The following is a 16,398-nucleotide window of genomic DNA, read 5'->3' on the forward strand; positions in this document are numbered from 1 at the left end:
CACCGACCCCGTCGCCAACATCACCGCGGCCGCCAACTACGCCGCCGACCGCTACGGATCCATCGACAACGTCAACTCCGCCTACTGAGCCGCGGGTTGACCGAGTCGCCACGTCACGGAATCACCGCGCCGCGGAACCATCGGACCGCGGCGCCACGGAACCACCGGGCCGCCGAGCCGCCGCACCACCGCCCGACGGCGAAATCGTTCGCCGAACGGATCGGCACTCTGCTTGGCTCGGCCCATGAGTGATCTCCACATACGCCACGCCGGCCTCCCCGACATCGACACCGTGTTGCGCTTCTGGCGCGAGGCCGCGGAGGGAACGAGCATCAGCGACGACCACGACGGAGTGGCCCGGCTCATCTCGACAGACCCCGAAGCCCTGCTGCTGGCGGCCCGCGACGGCCGCCTCGTGGGAACCGTCATAGCCGGATTCGACGGCTGGCGGTGCTCCGCCTACCGGCTGGCCGTGCACCCCGACTGCCGCCGGCAAGGGGTCGCCACCGCCTTGATGGAAGCGGCGGAACAACGATTCCTCGCCCTTGGCGGGCGACGGGTAGACGCCATGGTCCTGGAAGCCAACGAACGGGCACACCACACCTGGGCCGCGAGCGGTTACCACCGCGAGGATCACTGGCGGCGCTGGGTGAAGCCGCTCACCGACTGAGCAGACCCACCGCGGACCGGCAGAGCCATCGCGAGATCGGCGACTTTGCCGACCCTTTACTATGGTGTCCTCCTGTCCGATCCTTCCGAAAGGTGTGAGCGTCCGTCCATGGGCGAGCCTCCCAGTAGTCGATATCGCCGGCACCGCGCGATCCTCCTGTCCCTGCCCGATCATGGGACGGAGGTGAACCGATGACCGAAGTGCTTCTACTGCTCGTGGCGGTACTGCTCTCGCTGGCCTGCGGCGCCTTCGTCGCGGCGGAGTTCTCTCTGACGACGGTCGAGCGCGGACAGCTGGAACGCGCCGTCGAGCGGGGCGAGCGGGGCGCGGCGAGCGCCATGAAGGCCGTACGCAGCCTCACCTTCCAGCTCTCCGGCGCGCAGCTCGGCATCACCGTCACCAACCTGGTGGTCGGCATGCTCTCCGAACCGTCCATCGCGAAGCTGATCCGCGGTCCGGTGGAGGCGGCCGGCCTCCCGCCGAGCGTGGCGTCCTCGGTGGCCCTGGTGCTGGGAACGGCGCTGTCCACCGTGTTCCTGATGATCGTCGGCGAACTGGTCCCGAAGAACTGGGCGATCTCCTCCCCGCTCGCCGTGGCGAAGGCCGTGGCCACCCCGCAGCGGGCCTTCACCGCCGTCTTCCGCCCCTTCATCAGCCACCTCAACAACACCGCCAACCGGATCGTGCGCCGCTTCGGCCTCGAACCGGCCGAGGAACTGGCCTCCGCGCGAAGCCCGCAGGAGCTGGCCGCGCTGGCCCGGCACAGCGCGAAGGAAGGTGCGCTGGAGGCCGACACGGCGGAGCTGTTCGTCCGCACACTGAACCTGGCCGAACTGACGGCGGAGAACGTGATGACCCCCCGGGTCCAGGTCACCGCGCTGGAGGCGCAGGCGACCGCCGAGGACGTCGCGAACGCCACCCGGGCGACGGGCCTGTCCCGTTTTCCCGTCTACCTCGGCAGCCTGGACACCGTCGTCGGTGTGGCGCACATCAAGGACGTGCTGGCCATCCCCGCCGAGCAGCGGCCCCGTACCCGCGTGTCGGAGATGCTGCGCGAACCCCTGCTCGTACCGGAGACGCTCACGGTGGACCGGCTCCTGGACCGCTTGTCCGGCAAGCTCGCCATGGCCGTCGTCATCGACGAGTACGGCGGCACGGCGGGGGTCGTGACGCTGGAGGACATCGTCGAGGAAGTGGTCGGTGAGGTGCGCGACGAGCACGACCCGCACGAGACCGCGGACCTCGCACCGGCCGGCGAGGACGCCGACGGACGGACCCTGTGGTCGGCCGACGGCGCCGCGCGCGTCGACCAGCTGAAGACGATCGGACTACGGGTGCCGGACGGACCGTACGAGACGCTCGCCGGGCTCATCGCCACCGAGGTCGGCCGCATCCCCGCAGTGGGTGACACGGTCGAGCTGGCGGACTGGCGGATCGACGTGGTCGACGCATCCGGACGCCGCGCCGCGCGGGCCCTGCTGCACGCGCCGCTGCCCGGCGACGACGAGCAGACGGAGGACGCACGATGATCGCCGTCCAGCTCTTCATCGGGCTGATGACCCTGGTCGTCAATGCCTTCTTCGTCGGGGCGGAGTTCGCGCTGATCTCCGTGCGCCGCAGCCAGATCGAGCCCGAGGCCGAGGCCGGGAACCGGCGCGCGCGCAGCGTCATCTGGGGCCTCGAACACGTATCGGCGCTGCTCGCGGCCGCGCAGCTGGGCATCACCCTCTGCACGCTGGTGCTCGGTATCGTCGCCGAGCCGGCGTTCGCGCACCTGCTGGAGCCGGTGTTCGACGCGGTGGGCGTACCGCACGAACTGATCCATCCGATCTCGTTCGTGATCGCGCTGTCCGTGGCGACGTATCTGCACATGCTCCTCGGCGAGATGGTGCCGAAGAACATCGCCCTCGCCGAGCCCGTGCGCGCCGCGCTGCTGCTCGGACCGCCGCTGGTGGCCCTCGCCAGGGCGCTGCGCCCGGTGATCTTCGCGATCAACGCCTTCGCCAACGCTCTGCTCAAGATCCTGCGGGTCGAGACGAAGGACGAGGTGTCCGCCACGTTCTCCGACGACGAACTGGCCCGGCTGGTGACGGACGCGGGCGACGCCGGGCTGGTCGACGACCGCTCGGCCGAGCGCCTGCGCCACGCCCTGGAGCTGGGCCGTCGTCCGGTGCGTGATGTGGTGATGCCGGTGGACCGGGTCGTGTACGCCAGGGTCGGGACCACGCCGGAGCAGCTGGAGCGGCTCTCGTACGAGACCGGTTTCTCGCGCTTCCCCGTGATGGACAGCGAGGAGCGGATCCTGGGCTACCTCCATGTGAAGGACGCCCTCGATGCCACGCCGCGCGACGTGCCCTTCCCGGTGACGGCGATGCGCCCGATCGCGCGGGTCCGGGCCGGCACACCGCTGGACGACGCCCTGACCGCGCTGCGACGCAGCCGTACGCACCTGGCGGCGGTGCTCGACGAGGACGACCGGCTGGCCGGAATGGTCACCATGGAGGACGTGCTCCGCGAGCTGGTGGGGCGCCCGAAGGCGCGCTGACCGACGGCGGGGGCCGCGGCACGGGATTCCGGCCGCGGCTCCTTCCCGTCCCCGGGAGGGGCCGGAAGCGACCGCGATACGATCGCATCGCCATGGAAACAAATGCCTCCTACAACAGTCTTGTCGCGGTCGGCGACTCGTTCACCGAGGGCATGTCGGACCTGCTGCCCGACGGGTCGTACCGCGGCTGGGCCGACGTCCTCGCCGGACGGCTGGCCGCTCGCTCGCCGGGATTCCGGTACGCGAATCTCGCCGTACGGGGCAAGCTGATCGGCCAGATCGTCGACGAGCAGGTCGATGTGGCCGCCGCCATGCGGGCGGATGTCGTCACCCTCGTCGGCGGGCTCAACGACACACTGCGGCCCAAGTGCGACATGGGCATGGTCCGCGGACGGCTCGAAGAGGCCGTGGAGCGACTGGCACCCTCGTGCGACACGCTCGTGCTCATGCGCAGCCCGGGGCGCAACGGTCCGGTGATGAAGCGTTTCCGTCCGCGGATGGAGGAGCTGTTCGCCCTGGTCGACGATCTGGCCGCCCGGCACGGAGCGGTGGTCGTCGATCTGTACGGGGCACCGGCCCTGGGTGATCCCCGGCTGTGGGACGTCGACCGGCTGCATCTGACGGCGGACGGGCACACCAGGGTCGCCGAGGCGGTCTGGCAGACGCTGGGACTGCCTCCGGAGAACGACTGGCGCACGCCCCTGCCCACCGCCGTACCGCACAGGTGGGCCAGGCGGCGTGTCGACGACGTCCGCTTCGCCCGCGAGCACCTGATGCCGTGGATCGGCCGCCGTCTGACCGGCCGCTCGTCCGGCGACGGCCGGACGGGCGCCCAGTACAGCGCGGAACTGGGGCGGGCGTTCTGGGTCACCCCCCAGGACAACGGCGCCCCCGGCCCCGTGGCGGGCTGGCGCCGGGTCGACCCGCCTCCGCTCCCGTAGCGACCCACGAACCGGCTCGAAGACCGCCACGGCCTCTGGTGGGCCGTGGAAAGCACCGGTGCCTCTCCCGAGGCCTCGACAGCATGGGTGGAATGAGTTCATGGCGGCAGTGATCGCAATGCTGGAAGAGCTCAGGGGCGTCGCGCCGCTGACCGCCGAGGGCGCGGCGGCGCGGTTCTCGGCCCAGGAGTGGACGCCCGGAGACAAGCCCTGCAACGGCGTGGAGACGTCGTGGGACAAGGGAAGCGTCGGGGGCTGGATCCAGACGTTCAGCAGTGGGGCGATCTGCGTCTCGTTCTACGTCTGGATCCGCGACGTCGACGAGTCGGGCTATTTCGACGACCTGGATGCGGTCTACGAGCAGGGGGAGCAGGCGCTGGCCGACTTCCTACCCGAGATCGAGGAATCCGCTACCGCCCGCCATCTCGTCGAGGCCGAGCAGACACCGGCGGACAGGGACGAGTTCATCGCGGTGAAGAAATGGACCCTCGACGGCCGGATCCTGACCGCCGGTGTGATCCAGCAGGACACCGATCTCCCGGTGATGGTCGTGGTGACGCTGGAGGAGACCGTACCCGCCTGACCCGCTCCACCGGCAGGACGCCGGGCGGACCGTACTGCAGGTCTTCCATCAGCTGAACTCGGCCGCGTGGTCGATGGCCCACCGCACGAAGGTGCCGGCCGGTGAGGCGTTCCACGTGATCGGTGGTGCGGTTCGCCTCCGGCCGGCGCGGCGGGGCCGCGATCAGCGCCTCCGGCCGGGAAGCATCCGCCGGCCTCAGTCGGTGCGCCTCGTTCGCGCGGCCGGGGCCTGCGAGGGCTGATGCCGACGTCGACGGCTTCCGCAGAGCTTGAGTACGACGACGCCGATGGGGACGGTGAGGATCATCACCGCAGGAGGCAGCCTCCGAGCGCGGCTCCCAAGGGGGAGGCTGTCAGGAGCACGGCCCGTCGCAGGCTGCCCGAGCTCGATCGGCACATCGCGCAGACTCAGGCCCTGCGGCGAGCAGTTGCGGACTGTCTGGAATGCGGCTGCATGGAATTCGATCAGTGCGTGCTGCTCGACACCACGGACGCGGCGCCCTGAGCACAAACACTCTCCGTCATGCAGCTGCCTGGTCGTCGTTGCGAAGCGGCAACGCCCACCCGTGTTCTGACGGCCCCTGGCCCGGCCCCGCCTTCCCCGGCGGCGCGATCGATGCACAGCCCGAGGCACACCCGCAACAGCAGCCCGTCCATGGCGAGTTGTCGCCATGGACGGATCCCGCTCTGCGGCATTCGGGACACGATGGGCAGCCCGAATGCGGGCAGCAGCCTCAGCGCCGTGCCGGGCCGCCGCCCGACTGGCGAACTGTCGGGTCCGCGTCGGCGTCGACGAGGAATGGGCGGCACACAGCTGATCAGCGCAGTCCGGCGAAGAGATCGTTCTCGGGTACGGCCGTGCCGGTGGCGTCCTTGACACGCAGGAAGGTCTCCATGCCCATCAACTCGCCGAACCTCTCCTTGCCCATCTTGAGGAAGAAGATGTTCTCGCCCTGACTGGCGTGCGCGGCCAGCGCATCGAACTTCTGACCGCTGAATGCGGTGGTGTCCACCCACGTGGTGATCTCGTCGTCGGGCAGGCCGATCTTGGCCATCGCGGCGACCTCGGCGGGATCCGGCTCCGGCATGTCTCCATGAAACTCGCGCATGGTCTCCCCGAACCGCTGCATCATCGAGCGGGGCGCCGTCGTCCAGTACACCTTCGGTGTCAGCGCGGTCATCTCCAGCGCCGCCATCGTGATGCGGTGGGCCTGGATGTGGTCGGGGTGGCCGTAGAACCCGTACTCGTCGTAGGTGACGACCACATCGGGTCGGTAGTGCCGCATGAGTTCCGCGAGTCGGGCAGCGCCTTCCTCGACGGGGGTCCGCCAGAAGGATCCGGGGACGTCATTGCTCGGCCAGCCCATCATCCCGGAGTCGCCGTAGTCCAGCATCTCCAGAGCGCTGACCTTCAGGACATCACAACTCGCCTTGAGTTCTTGACGGCGCATCAGGGCAACGGCTGCCGGATCATGCCCGGGATCGCCCGGCTTGACGCCTCCCGGTCCATCACCGCAACCGCCGTCGGTACATGTCACGAGAACCGTACGGATGCCCTCCGCCGCGTACCGCGCGAGGACCCCTCCGGTTCCGGTCGCCTCGTCGTCGGGGTGGGCGTGCACTGCCATCAGCGTCAACGGCCGGTCAGTCATGAAACAGTCCTCCTGCAGAAATACGTCCTGGTCCGAGTGCGCGGCGGGCGTACCGCGATCCTGGGGGCCGGATCCTGGCGGGGCGGACGACCTTGCGGTCTCCGTGTTCCCTGCCCGTACGGCTCCGGTCCCTCGGTCGATGCAACCGTGCGGACAGGACCGGCTGTTCCCGGCTCAGCCAATTGACCTTCCAGGCGCCGGAGTTTCAACGCGCGGGGCTGCCGTCGCGTCCCAGTCGATGTGGTGGTCGAACTGCCAGGCCATCTTCTCCGGGTTGATCAGCTTCATGGTGGCCGGCATCACGAGGTCTCGCAGTACGCGGCCGACCGGGCCCGCGGTCTTGTTGGTGTTCGTGCGGGCGCCGAGCTTGATGATGCGTTCGACGCGGGGGCGGCGCAGTTGTTCGTACGCCGCGAAAGCCTGGTCGTAGGGCAGGTCCCGCAGGCAGCGCGCCAGTTCGACGGCGCTCTCGACGGCGATGGAGGCGCCCTGCCCGGAACTGGATGAGGCGGCGTGGGCCGCGTCACCGATCAGGGTCATGCGGCCGTGGCTCCAGTTCGCGACCCCCGGCATGTTCTCCATCGGGCCGGTGATGAGGAGCTCGCCGGCCTTGGTACGACTGATCATCTCCAGGGCAGGGGTGCGGTCGTCGGCGAAGGCGTTCCGCAGGATGCGTATCCACTCGTTCGCGCCGATCGCCCGGGCCTCGGAGACTGTCATCGGGGCGCGGTGGGGCAGGTTCACGAACCACACCGCCGAGGAGTCTTCGAAGACCTGGTAGCCGAAGAACGCGCGCTTACCGAAGCACATGTACATGACGCCGTCGGTGGAGGGCATCCCTGACTGGTGCATCCGCGCTCCGAAGCAGACCAGGCCGGCGTAGTTCGGCTGTGCTGCGGCCGGGTCGATCAGGGAGCGGACCGTGGAGCGGATGCCGTCGGCGCCGATGAGGACATCGGCGCTCGCCTCCGTACCGTCCGCGAAGTGCGCGGTGATGCCGGAGCCGGTTTCCGTCGTGCCGGTCAGCCGCTTGCCGTGGTGGATGGGGACGGATCGGCGCTCCGCCTCGTCGTGGAGCGCCCGGTAGAGGTCGGCGCGCCAGACGAACTGGAGGGACGGGAGGCGGGAGGGCGGGGCGAACTGCGCGAGGTCTCTGCCCGTCCAACTCCGCAGTCCCATGGCGGTGGCCGGTGTGCCGATGGCGCGGACGAGGTCGCCCGCGCCGATCGCGTCGAGGGCGTTCTGGCCGTTCGGAGCGATGCTCATGCCGCCTCCGGCCCCATCGGCCGTGGAGTCGTACGCCTCGTGGACGGCGGCCTCGATACCTGCCTGGCGGAGGGCCATCGCGGCGACCGGGCCTGCGATACCGCCGCCGATGACCAGCGCGGTGCGGGCTTCGCCGATGCGGGTCATGATTGGTGCCCCCTCGGGTCGTCGATCGTCGGTACGCCGCCGCTCCTGTGTGCGCGGCGCACATCCTGGAAGTACGCACGGGAGAACATCGCCGACAGGATCGCGACGCCACCGCGGTGGATGCGGATTTCGCTGTTCGTCGCAGAGCCGGACAGACGGACACGACGGCCGGCCGTCGTGTTGTGGGTGGACGAGGACTGGGAGTCCTTGACCTTGCCGAGGGCGGTCCATCTCAGGTTCCAGTGGTCGATGGCGGTGGCGTCGTCGACGAGCAGCTTGACCATGGCCCGGTCCATGTCGAGGTGGATCTCGACGTCGTCCGGAAGGTCGGGCGAGCGGAGGTCGAGGACAGCGGTGCCATGGCGGGCCTTGATCTCGAAGTGGCCGGCCTCGGTCCAGTTGCCGAGGTGCTTGACGAGGTCGTGGTCGGAGTGGATGCGCTCGGTGAGGGACATCTCGGTGGTTCCTCTCGGGGCTGCGTCGCGTTGACGATTGGATAGTTGCACTGAAACTAGTATCTCGTCAACTAGTCATTTCGGGGCTAAAATCGAGTCCATGACCACTTCCGCTCCCCGCAACTCCCCCCTCGCCCTGACCGTCCTGGCTCTGCTGCACTACAAGCCGCTGCACCCGTACGGCATCCAGCGACTGGTCAAGGACTGGGGCAAGGAGCAGGTCGTCAACGTCAGGCAGCGTGCGAGCCTCTACCGCACGATCGAGAGACTCAATGGCGACGGGCTGATCGCGGTCCGCGAGACCGGGCGCGATCAGCAGTACCCCGAGCGGACCGTGTACGAGGTCACCGACGCGGGCCGTGAGACCGCCCGCGCCTGGCTGGAGGAGATGCTCTCCGCGCCCAAGCAGGAGTTCCCGGAGTTCCCGGCCGCTCTCTCGAATCTGCTGCTGCTCACGCCCGAGGAGATGGGGGACGTACTGCAGCGGCGGGCCGACGCCCTCGCGGCGCAGCTCGACGGAATGGAAGCGGCCATGGCCGCAGAGGCGGAGCGGGGGCTGCCGCGCATCACCCGCCTGGAGACCGAGTACCTGCGGGCGGTGACGGCCGCGGAGCTGGAGTGGGTGCGCACGGTGGTCGAAGACCTGCGAGCCGGCCGGCTCTCATCCTCGAAGGAGCAGCTGGACGCCCTCGCGGCCGGGCCGGGAACAGTGAGCCCGCCTCCGACGCATCCGGGGACGGCCTGAAGCGTTGCGCTCTCGCGGGGTCGAGCCCCAGCCGTCCATCCCGTCGAACTGAGCTTGTCCGTGGATCCTGCGCTGAGCTGCGGGGTTGCCAGGGGGCCTGCGCCACGCGACGACGGAGGCTGATCAGCCGGACTGGGCCGCGGCCGCGCCTACGATCCTTGTTCATCGCTTCCGGTGCGTCGGATGCGCACGATGCCGGCGTCCAGGTTCACCTGGAAAGGCGGGTCCTCTGCCGACCTGACGTTCTTGCGCACGCGTTCTTGTTCCATGGCCCGCTTGACCGCCTGGGCCCCGGGGTCGCCCTCCTGCATGAGGTCGACACCGATCGATGACAGGCCCTTGGTCCTGCGCCAGTAGATCCAGCCCCGAGCCTCCATCGCCAGCAGAACACGATCTGCCAGGAGGACGACGACGCCCAGCGCAACAACTCCTCCTGCAACCAGCAACACGGTGTCCATGGATCAGCGACCGGACCTCAGACGTTCGACCCAGCGGCCAAGCCCCCGACGCGAGCGGCAGGAGCTCGACTGAAGCGGTCGACGGCCTTCTGCGCCGGCCTGGCTTGCTTGGCCGCGGTTGGGGATCCAGTGATCGTCCGGCGACAGGATCGGAGCCTTGCGTTCTGCTTGGGCCCGGATCTCGATGTGCGCTTCGTGGGCAGTGATGCGGAACGCCTCCTCGTAGGAGGCCAGGGCAGCGCTCATGGCCCCGCCTGCAAGGCCCCGACGACGAATTCGTGCGGCCGGCCACGCAAAGAAGCCCAGGACTGTGGCAAGGCAGCCGATCAAGATCAGGAACGGTGAGAACGCACCCATGGGCGTGAGCCTACTGGCCAACCGTGATGCTCAGGGGCCCACTGCTCGGTCACAGTTACCGCTCAGGCCCGGCGGGATCTGCTGGAGAGCGATGCCGAAGCGATGTGCGGCTGAGGATGAGGCTGTAGCGGCTGGCGATCCGCCCGCCCCGGCGACCGGCGAACAGGCCGGTGCCCTCGACATCGACGCCCGCCAGGACGAAGGTCGCCGGGATGCGCTCGGAGAGGTACTTGGTCTGGTCGGGCGCTTCGGCTCCGACCCCGTGTACCGATGTCGAGATTGTGCTGCTCGTCGATGAGCACGAGACGGCAGCCGAGTGCGCAGTGCGGTGGATCGCCGGGGGCGAGACGATCACCAGCTGGGAGTGGCAGTCCTCCCGGGCCTGGTCATACTCCGCCCACTCGGGCTCCGGCAGCCGCTGCAGGACCGAAGGCGCAGGGCGGCCGGCGGCGCGATGGTCTCTGCGACGAACGCGGACCAACCCTCCTTCGTCGTCAGCGGGTAGTCGGCTTCGTCCGGCTCCAGGAAGTGCGTCATCAGCGGCTCCCGTCGGTGAAGGCGTCGAACACACCGAAGGGGATGACCTTGCCCAGGGGACATCGCCTGTGAGGAAAAGGCACAGGAATCGCGAACCCACGCCTCACCTTCCGGGCGAGCGGGAACAAATGTCGGGTCTCGCCAATTTGCACCGAACCGCCCGCATCGTAAGTTCTGTTCACCCAGCATTGGTCCATGAACATGGTCGACTTGGGCGCGGTCGCAGCCCTTCTCTCCGTTCCCACTGCCCTGGTTGCAGCGTGGTGGACCAAGCGCAGTGCAGAGGCTGCGACATCTGCCGCGCTCCTCGCCGGGCGCCTCCAGGCCGACACGGCCATCTCGGCGGTACGGACCCAGAGCCTCTTCCAGTGGGATCAGCAACGGCACATCGCACTCGACAGCGCGTGCATGGAGTTCCTGAGCGTCTCCGACGCCCTGGTGGGTGTGGTGAAGCGACTCCCGAACCTCGATCACGACGAACGCCAGGGGCTCGTGGCCAAGCACGCCATCCCGGTGGAATCCCGGTACGCCTCACTGGAACTCCTCGCCCCTCCTGATGTCCTGACGGCCGCGGAGAGCCTTCTCTCGCAATGCCGCCTCCTGGAACGCTGCGCACTCGATCGCGCGGTACTACGCGCGACGATCAACGCCCTGGAAGCAGGCTGGTGCCCCGGCGACCCAGAAGATTGCAGCGACGATCGTCACACCTCGGCTTACGTGGCCTGGGAGCTTCTCGTCGGGTGGGCACGCAAGGACGAGGAGGAAAGAAGGGCTGACCGGGATCTTCTGGACTACTGCCTCCACGACAGTGCCACTCTCACCGGAACCCAAGCAGCTCAGGCTCTCTCCCTGGTCGACCGCTGCCCGGCCATGTGGGAGCAGCTGATCGGTGGATGGGTCCGGGACCCGCTCATCGAGCGCCTCGAAACCCACCGCAAGGATTTCGTCACCGCCGCCCGAGCCGCCGGCCTCACAGCACCGCCAGGTCCTCTGCCCAGTGACCTTGAGCAGTCGAGTTCTGCGCCGCGCCGCAACTGCGCAGCGTGACGGAGCACCCTTCGCGCATCCACTCCACCTGGGGCGGAACAGGGCGCGGGCAGGACATTTCCTGGGCATCGGGGTTCTCGCAGGCGAAGTCGGAGTACGCCGTCGTAGCCGTGCCGGACGCTGCACACCGTCGTAGCCGCACCGTCCATCCGTCACGGCTTCGTCGTCGCGCACACCCTGCCGGAATCCGGCCCAAGGGCCCGGAGCTGCGCGGAGTGGCCGCCGATGCGCCCGCCGGCGCGAACGGTCCCGAAGAAATCCGACGTACACATCCACGTGCCGGCGGGCACACCGGCCGTACGGGGACTGCACCGGCTCCGCGACGTGGACCGGTCCGCCGTCGTGGGGCATGGGCCCTCGGGGCCGGCACGGGCGAGGACGACCCGGCACTCGCCCGGGTACTCGGTATGGCCGGTGCACCAACCCGGGCAAGTGGTCCACGCCCTTCTGACCTGGGCCTTATGGACTTGGTGGACGGTAACGAACCGCTGAAGACGAAAGGTAAACTCTGGACACGTGACTGCTGTGTCTGCGAAGCCTCGCATCCCCAATGTCCTGGCCGGCCGCTACGCCTCCACGGAGCTGGCCGTCCTCTGGTCCCCCGAGCAGAAGGTGAAGCTGGAACGCCAGCTGTGGCTGGCGGTGCTGCGCGCTCAGAAGGACCTCGGGATCGAGGTGCCGGACGCCGCGCTCGCCGACTACGAACGTGTCATCGACCAGGTCGACCTTGCCTCGATCGCCGAGCGCGAGAAGGTCACCCGGCACGACGTCAAGGCCCGGATCGAGGAGTTCAACGCCCTCGCCGGCCATGAGCAGGTCCACAAGGGCATGACGTCCCGGGACCTCACGGAGAACGTCGAGCAGCTGCAGATCCGGCTCTCCCTGGAGCTGATGCGCGACCGCACGGTGGCGGTCCTGGCCCGGCTCGGCAAGCTGTCGGGCGAGTACCGCGAGCTGGTCATGGCCGGCCGCTCCCACAACGTCGCCGCGCAGGCGACCACGCTCGGCAAGCGGTTCGCGACCGCGGCCGACGAGCTGCTGGTGGCCTACGGACGGCTTGAGGACCTGCTGGACCGCTACCCGCTGCGGGGCATCAAGGGCCCCGTCGGCACGGCACAGGACATGCTCGACCTGCTGGGCGGCGACGCCGGGAAGCTCGCCGACCTGGAACAGCGCATCGCCGCGCACCTCGGCTTCTCCCAGGCCTTCACCTCGGTCGGCCAGGTCTACCCGCGCTCGCTCGACTACGACGTGGTGACCGCACTGGTCCAGCTGGCCGCGGCCCCGTCGTCGGTCGCCAAGACGATCCGTCTGATGGCCGGGCACGAGCTGGTGACCGAGGGCTTCAAGCCGGGTCAGGTCGGCTCGTCCGCGATGCCGCACAAGATGAACACCCGGTCCTGCGAGCGGGTCAACGGTCTCATGGTGATCCTGCGCGGATACGCGTCGATGACCGGTGAGCTGGCGGGCGACCAGTGGAACGAGGGCGACGTGTCCTGCTCCGTGGTCCGCCGGGTGGCGCTCCCGGACGCCTTCTTCGCGTTCGACGGTCTGCTGGAGACCTTCCTGACGGTGCTCGACGAGTTCGGGGCGTTCCCGGCCGTCGTCGCCCGTGAGCTGGATCGCTACCTCCCGTTCCTCGCTACGACCAAGGTCCTGATGGGCGCGGTGCGCGCGGGTGTCGGCCGTGAGGTCGCCCACGAGGCGATCAAGGAGAACGCGGTCGCCTCGGCCCTGGCCATGCGTGAGCAGGGCGCCGAGCGCAATGAGCTGCTCGACAAGCTGGCCGCCGACGACCGCATCCCGCTGGACCGCGCACAGCTCGACGCGCTGATGGCCGACAAGCTCTCCTTCACCGGGGCCGCGGGCGATCAGGTCACGGCGCTGGTGTCCCGCATCGAGGAGATCGCCAAGCAGCACCCCGAGGCCGCCGCATACACACCGGGCTCCATCCTCTGACGGCCACGACCACAGCCGGATGACACCCGAAGAGCTCCAGGCCGCCCGCGACCGCACCGTTCCCGATGTGGTCGCGGGCGGCCTGCGTGTGCTGTTCTGCGGGATCAACCCGAGCCTGATGACGGGGGCAACGGGCCACCACTTCGCCCACCCCGGCAACCGGTTCTGGCCGGTACTCCATCGGTCTGGCTTCACACCGCGGCAGTTGAAACCGGCCGAACAGAGCGAGCTGTTGCGCCACGGCCTCGGCATCACCAATGTGGTCGCGAGGGCCACCGCCCGGGCGGACGAGCTCACCGCGGAGGAATTCCGCGAGGGCGGTCAGATCCTGGCAGCCAAGGTGGAACTGCTGCGACCGCAGTGGCTTGCGGTCGTAGGGGTCACGGCGTACCGCACGGCCTTCGGCAGGCGTAGCGCACGGATCGGCCCGCAGGACCACGCGATCGGCGGCGCCCGCGTCTGGGCGCTGCCCAACCCCAGCGGCCTCAACGCCCACTGGACCGCCCAGACAATGGCGGAGGAGTACGGCCGCCTCCTCGCCTGCGTCAACCACAACGCCGCTGCCCCCGCCGCACCCGCTGGTCTCGCTGCCCCCGCCGAACCCGCTGGTCTCGTTGATCCCGCCGATCCCACGGAAGCCGTCCGACGCACCTGACACCACCACGGCCCCGTCCGCTCCGAACGTCTTCCGTAGCGTCTTTCCGGCCGGCCGGTGGGCCCGCCGACGACGACCGGACCGACAGCCTGCTCAGGTCACGGCGGATCGATCTCCGTCACCACGACATTCAACTCACACCCTGGCCCTTCCTCCTCCAGGTAGAGACCGATGCCGATCCACCGCTCCTCGATCCTCCAGAGCTGGAGAAACTCGCAGCCCGCAACCGTATCGGCCCATGCCTCCGGTATCTCCTCGCCGGCGATCATCCGCTCCTGTGCACTCCACAGGCTGACCGCCTGCGGCTCACCCCAGCGTCTGGCGAGCAGTGTCAGCAAGGCGTCATGCTCCGCGAGGCACTGGGCCCGGTGTTCCAGTCGCCGCGCCTCGTCGTCGTCCCAGTGATCGACGTCGGCGTGCAGGGACGCCGTGTGGTAGCCGGGCCCGCTGACTCCCGAGCCTGACCGGATGCGCTCCGCGGGAAAGCCCGAGGTGCGCATCGCGTCGATGAGGCGGAGGTGATGTGCGGTGGTCATGCCGCCAGTAAACCGTGCAGCACTGACAAGCCACTCCTCACCATGGACTTTGAGGTGCTTTCAGCCGCTCCGAGCCCTATTGAATCGTGGCAACCGGCTACGCGTCCCTGCGCCGGAGCGCCCACCAGCCCGCCAGGAGGGCAGCCGCCGCCCAGGCCGCTGTCACCGCGAGCCCGCCCCACGGTCCGAGACTTCCCCCGGGGTTCTGGTGGAGCACCAACTGTCCCGCCCGGTCCGGCAGATACTGCGCGGCTCCGCCTGCGACATCACCGACCACGAAGGAGACTATGAGGACGAACGGGATGAGCAGGCTGAGCACGGCCACGGCGCTGCGCAGCACCACGGCCAGTCCGGCGGCGAACAGGGCCATCAGTGCCAGATAGATCCCGCCCCCGAAGGCCGCCCTCAGCGCGCCCGGCTCCCCCAGGTCGATCGCGTACTCGCCCATGAACAGCTGTCCCACCAAGAAGGCGCCGAAGCTGGTGACGAGGCCGACTGCGAGCGCCGGCGCTCCGACGAGGGCGATCTTGGCAGCGTAGAAGAGATTGCGGCGTGGCACGGCGGCGAGCGATATCCGCAGGGCTCCGTTGAGGTACTCGGACGAGATCGCGGTCGCTCCGAAGCTGATGGCCGCGATCTGGCCGAAGTTCAGCGCGTAGAAGGCGTCGAAGACCGGCTCGGCGTCGGCATTGTCCGCCTCGGCCTGGCCGACGGTGGAGAACGCGAGCAGAGTGACGGCAAGTGTCACGGCGAGGACGGATATCAAGGACCCCATGACGGACCGGACCGATCTGATCTTGATCCACTCGGAACGCAGTACTGCGGTGGTCGACATGGTCAGGCCTCCTGGCGGTTGGCGGACGAAGTGGGCGCCGATGCGAATTCCGTGGCGTCGGCGGTGAGGTCGAGATAGGCCTGTTCCAACGTGGCCTGCTCATCAATGAGTTCAAGGACAGGAATGCCTTCGGTGGCGGCTATCGCACCGACCTCCCCTGCCTTCGCGCCCTCGATGGTCCATGAGCCGTCCTCGCCCTGAACGGGGTCGTATCCCTTGCGTATGAGGACATCGCGCAGCCGCGTGGATTCGGTCGTGCGCATCCGTGCGCGTGGCTTGCTGCGGGAGTCCAGAAAATCCCGCATCGGCAGGTCGGCGAGGAGCCGGCCCCGGCCGAGGATCACGAGGTGGTCGGCGAACGACGAGGTCTCGTTCATCAGATGGCTGGAGACCAGGACCGTGCGTCCCTCGCGGGCGAGCCGTTTCATCAGCTCCCGGATCCAGATGATGCCTTCCGGATCGAGACCGTTGGACGGCTCGTCCAGCATCACGACCTCCGGATCGCCCAGCAGGGCGGCCGCTATGCCCAGCCGCTGTCGCATGCCGAGTGAGAAGGTCTTGATCCGGGTTCCGCCGACCTCGCTGAGGCCTGCCTCTTCCAGGACCTCCTCGACCCTGCGTGCACCGAGGCCGTTGCTGACTGCCAGGGCCAGCAGGTGATTCCGCGCGGTGCGCGAGCCATGGGCGGCCTGAGCGTCCAGCAGGGCGCCCACCCGACGCAGCGGGTCGCTGAGCGCGGTGTAGGGCTGCCCGCCGATCGTGGCCTTGCCGCCGGTGGGCCGGTCGAGGCCGAGGACGAGTCGCATAGTGGTGGACTTGCCTGCGCCGTTGGGACCGAGGAAGCCGGTGACGCGCCCCGGGCGCACACTGAACGTGAGGTTGTCCACGGCACGGGTCGTGCCGTATGCCTTGGTGAGCTCGTGGACGTCGATGCTGGTCATGTCCTCAGCTTCGCCGTCGCGTCCGGTTGCCCGCTTCCCCCGCGCGTGGGGATCGTCTCCCTCTCTCGGG

18 protein-coding genes and 1 pseudogene are annotated in these 16,398 nt (G+C 68.9%); 10 read left to right on the plus strand and 9 right to left on the minus strand.

What is annotated here, in order from left to right:
- The 6 genes and pseudogenes from ACFYY1_RS37435 to ACFYY1_RS37460 form a co-directional block, all read left to right on the plus strand.
- Positions 1–88, plus strand: a pseudogene (locus tag ACFYY1_RS37435) (lytic transglycosylase); the annotation flags it as partial.
- A gap of 156 nt (positions 89–244) precedes the next feature.
- The gene (locus ACFYY1_RS37440) at positions 245–670 is read left to right on the plus strand and encodes a GNAT family N-acetyltransferase (protein ID WP_388593729.1); all 426 of its coding nucleotides are present in this window, start codon (positions 245–247) and stop codon (positions 668–670) included.
- A gap of 191 nt (positions 671–861) precedes the next feature.
- Positions 862–2,199 carry a hemolysin family protein gene (locus tag ACFYY1_RS37445; protein ID WP_388593731.1) on the plus strand — a complete coding sequence of 446 codons (1,338 nt, stop codon included), beginning with the start codon at positions 862–864 and terminating at the stop codon, positions 2,197–2,199.
- The gene (locus tag ACFYY1_RS37450) at positions 2,196–3,215 is read left to right on the plus strand and encodes a hemolysin family protein (protein ID WP_388593734.1); all 1,020 of its coding nucleotides are present in this window, start codon (positions 2,196–2,198) and stop codon (positions 3,213–3,215) included. Before ACFYY1_RS37445 ends, ACFYY1_RS37450 begins: the two co-directional genes overlap by 4 nt.
- A 92-nt stretch (positions 3,216–3,307) precedes the next feature.
- Positions 3,308–4,156, plus strand: coding sequence for an SGNH/GDSL hydrolase family protein (locus tag ACFYY1_RS37455; RefSeq protein WP_388593736.1), 849 nt, complete (start codon positions 3,308–3,310; stop codon positions 4,154–4,156).
- A 100-nt stretch (positions 4,157–4,256) separates the two neighbouring features.
- A complete protein-coding gene (locus ACFYY1_RS37460) occupies positions 4,257–4,739 on the plus strand; it encodes a hypothetical protein (protein ID WP_388593739.1) in 483 nt (160 codons plus the stop codon).
- 817 nt (positions 4,740–5,556) lie between these two features.
- Here ACFYY1_RS37460 and ACFYY1_RS37465 read toward each other — a convergent pair.
- The 3 genes from ACFYY1_RS37465 to ACFYY1_RS37475 form a co-directional block, all read right to left on the minus strand.
- Positions 5,557–6,390 (minus strand): PIG-L family deacetylase, encoded by an 834-nt coding sequence (locus tag ACFYY1_RS37465; protein ID WP_388593742.1) that lies wholly within the window; start codon positions 6,388–6,390, stop codon positions 5,557–5,559.
- Between the two features lie 174 nt (positions 6,391–6,564).
- On the minus strand, positions 6,565–7,803 hold the full coding sequence (locus tag ACFYY1_RS37470; protein ID WP_388593744.1) for an FAD-dependent oxidoreductase: 1,239 nt from the start codon (positions 7,801–7,803) through the stop codon (positions 6,565–6,567).
- Positions 7,800–8,258, minus strand: coding sequence for a hypothetical protein (locus ACFYY1_RS37475; protein ID WP_388593747.1), 459 nt, complete (start codon positions 8,256–8,258; stop codon positions 7,800–7,802). The genes ACFYY1_RS37470 and ACFYY1_RS37475 overlap by 4 nt, the downstream gene beginning before the upstream one ends.
- 100 nt (positions 8,259–8,358) lie before the next feature.
- On the opposite strand from ACFYY1_RS37475, the gene ACFYY1_RS37480 reads away from it, so the two are divergent.
- On the plus strand, positions 8,359–9,003 hold the full coding sequence (locus ACFYY1_RS37480; protein WP_388593749.1) for a PadR family transcriptional regulator: 645 nt from the start codon (positions 8,359–8,361) through the stop codon (positions 9,001–9,003).
- A gap of 149 nt (positions 9,004–9,152) precedes the next feature.
- Here ACFYY1_RS37480 and ACFYY1_RS37485 read toward each other — a convergent pair whose 3' ends face one another.
- Genes ACFYY1_RS37485 through ACFYY1_RS37495 form a run of 3 tightly spaced genes read right to left on the minus strand, consistent with a single transcriptional unit; the run spans position 9,153 to position 10,173 of the window.
- On the minus strand, positions 9,153–9,461 hold the full coding sequence (locus ACFYY1_RS37485) for a hypothetical protein (RefSeq protein WP_388593752.1): 309 nt from the start codon (positions 9,459–9,461) through the stop codon (positions 9,153–9,155).
- 3 nt (positions 9,462–9,464) lie between these two features.
- Positions 9,465–9,818 (minus strand): hypothetical protein, encoded by a 354-nt coding sequence (locus ACFYY1_RS37490; RefSeq protein WP_388593755.1) that lies wholly within the window; start codon positions 9,816–9,818, stop codon positions 9,465–9,467.
- Positions 9,819–9,873: 55 nt separating this feature from the next.
- Positions 9,874–10,173, minus strand: a complete 300-nt coding sequence (locus ACFYY1_RS37495; RefSeq protein WP_388593757.1) for a hypothetical protein — start codon at positions 10,171–10,173, stop codon at positions 9,874–9,876.
- A 377-nt stretch (positions 10,174–10,550) separates the two neighbouring features.
- On the opposite strand from ACFYY1_RS37495, the gene ACFYY1_RS37500 reads away from it, so the two are divergent.
- The 3 genes from ACFYY1_RS37500 (at position 10,551) to mug (ending at position 14,016) form a co-directional block, all read left to right on the plus strand.
- On the plus strand, positions 10,551–11,402 hold the full coding sequence (locus ACFYY1_RS37500) for a hypothetical protein (protein WP_388593759.1): 852 nt from the start codon (positions 10,551–10,553) through the stop codon (positions 11,400–11,402).
- A gap of 516 nt (positions 11,403–11,918) precedes the next feature.
- Entirely contained in the window at positions 11,919–13,361 is a 1,443-nt protein-coding gene (purB, locus tag ACFYY1_RS37505; RefSeq protein ID WP_266735354.1) for an adenylosuccinate lyase, read from the plus strand.
- Positions 13,362–13,380: 19 nt separating this feature from the next.
- A complete protein-coding gene (gene mug / locus ACFYY1_RS37510) occupies positions 13,381–14,016 on the plus strand; it encodes a G/U mismatch-specific DNA glycosylase (protein WP_388593761.1) in 636 nt (211 codons plus the stop codon).
- Positions 14,017–14,114: 98 nt separating this feature from the next.
- Here mug and ACFYY1_RS37515 read toward each other — a convergent pair whose 3' ends face one another.
- The 3 genes from ACFYY1_RS37515 to ACFYY1_RS37525 all read right to left on the minus strand — a co-directional run bounded on the left by ACFYY1_RS37515 (position 14,115) and on the right by ACFYY1_RS37525 (position 16,328).
- Complete coding sequence (locus ACFYY1_RS37515) at positions 14,115–14,552, minus strand: hypothetical protein (protein ID WP_388593762.1); 438 nt, start codon at positions 14,550–14,552, stop codon at positions 14,115–14,117.
- 97 nt (positions 14,553–14,649) lie between these two features.
- Entirely contained in the window at positions 14,650–15,387 is a 738-nt protein-coding gene (locus ACFYY1_RS37520) for an ABC transporter permease (protein ID WP_388593764.1), read from the minus strand.
- A gap of 2 nt (positions 15,388–15,389) precedes the next feature.
- Positions 15,390–16,328, minus strand: coding sequence for an ABC transporter ATP-binding protein (locus ACFYY1_RS37525; RefSeq protein WP_388593766.1), 939 nt, complete (start codon positions 16,326–16,328; stop codon positions 15,390–15,392).
- Positions 16,329–16,398: the final 70 nt, after the last annotated feature.

It is taken from the genome of Streptomyces sp. NPDC001890 (genome assembly GCF_042891445.1).
GTDB lineage: Bacteria > Actinomycetota > Actinomycetes > Streptomycetales > Streptomycetaceae > Streptomyces.

Bases quoted from the DNA above. Each gene is read 5' to 3' on its own strand.
- ACFYY1_RS37440 (WP_388593729.1), top strand. From the start codon at position 245: ATGAGTGATCTCCACATACGCCACGCCGGCCTCCCCGACATCGACACC.
- ACFYY1_RS37445 (WP_388593731.1), top strand. From the start codon at position 862: ATGACCGAAGTGCTTCTACTGCTCGTGGCGGTACTGCTCTCGCTGGCC.
- ACFYY1_RS37450 (WP_388593734.1), top strand. From the start codon at position 2,196: ATGATCGCCGTCCAGCTCTTCATCGGGCTGATGACCCTGGTCGTCAAT.
- ACFYY1_RS37455 (WP_388593736.1), top strand. From the start codon at position 3,308: ATGGAAACAAATGCCTCCTACAACAGTCTTGTCGCGGTCGGCGACTCG.
- ACFYY1_RS37460 (WP_388593739.1), top strand. From the start codon at position 4,257: ATGGCGGCAGTGATCGCAATGCTGGAAGAGCTCAGGGGCGTCGCGCCG.
- ACFYY1_RS37465 (WP_388593742.1), bottom strand. From the start codon at position 6,390: ATGACTGACCGGCCGTTGACGCTGATGGCAGTGCACGCCCACCCCGAC.
- ACFYY1_RS37470 (WP_388593744.1), bottom strand. From the start codon at position 7,803: ATGACCCGCATCGGCGAAGCCCGCACCGCGCTGGTCATCGGCGGCGGT.
- ACFYY1_RS37475 (WP_388593747.1), bottom strand. From the start codon at position 8,258: ATGTCCCTCACCGAGCGCATCCACTCCGACCACGACCTCGTCAAGCAC.
- ACFYY1_RS37480 (WP_388593749.1), top strand. From the start codon at position 8,359: ATGACCACTTCCGCTCCCCGCAACTCCCCCCTCGCCCTGACCGTCCTG.
- ACFYY1_RS37485 (WP_388593752.1), bottom strand. From the start codon at position 9,461: ATGGACACCGTGTTGCTGGTTGCAGGAGGAGTTGTTGCGCTGGGCGTC.
- ACFYY1_RS37490 (WP_388593755.1), bottom strand. From the start codon at position 9,818: ATGGGTGCGTTCTCACCGTTCCTGATCTTGATCGGCTGCCTTGCCACA.
- ACFYY1_RS37500 (WP_388593759.1), top strand. From the start codon at position 10,551: ATGAACATGGTCGACTTGGGCGCGGTCGCAGCCCTTCTCTCCGTTCCC.
- mug (WP_388593761.1), top strand. From the start codon at position 13,381: ATGACACCCGAAGAGCTCCAGGCCGCCCGCGACCGCACCGTTCCCGAT.
- ACFYY1_RS37515 (WP_388593762.1), bottom strand. From the start codon at position 14,552: ATGACCACCGCACATCACCTCCGCCTCATCGACGCGATGCGCACCTCG.
- ACFYY1_RS37520 (WP_388593764.1), bottom strand. From the start codon at position 15,387: ATGTCGACCACCGCAGTACTGCGTTCCGAGTGGATCAAGATCAGATCG.
- ACFYY1_RS37525 (WP_388593766.1), bottom strand. From the start codon at position 16,328: ATGACCAGCATCGACGTCCACGAGCTCACCAAGGCATACGGCACGACC.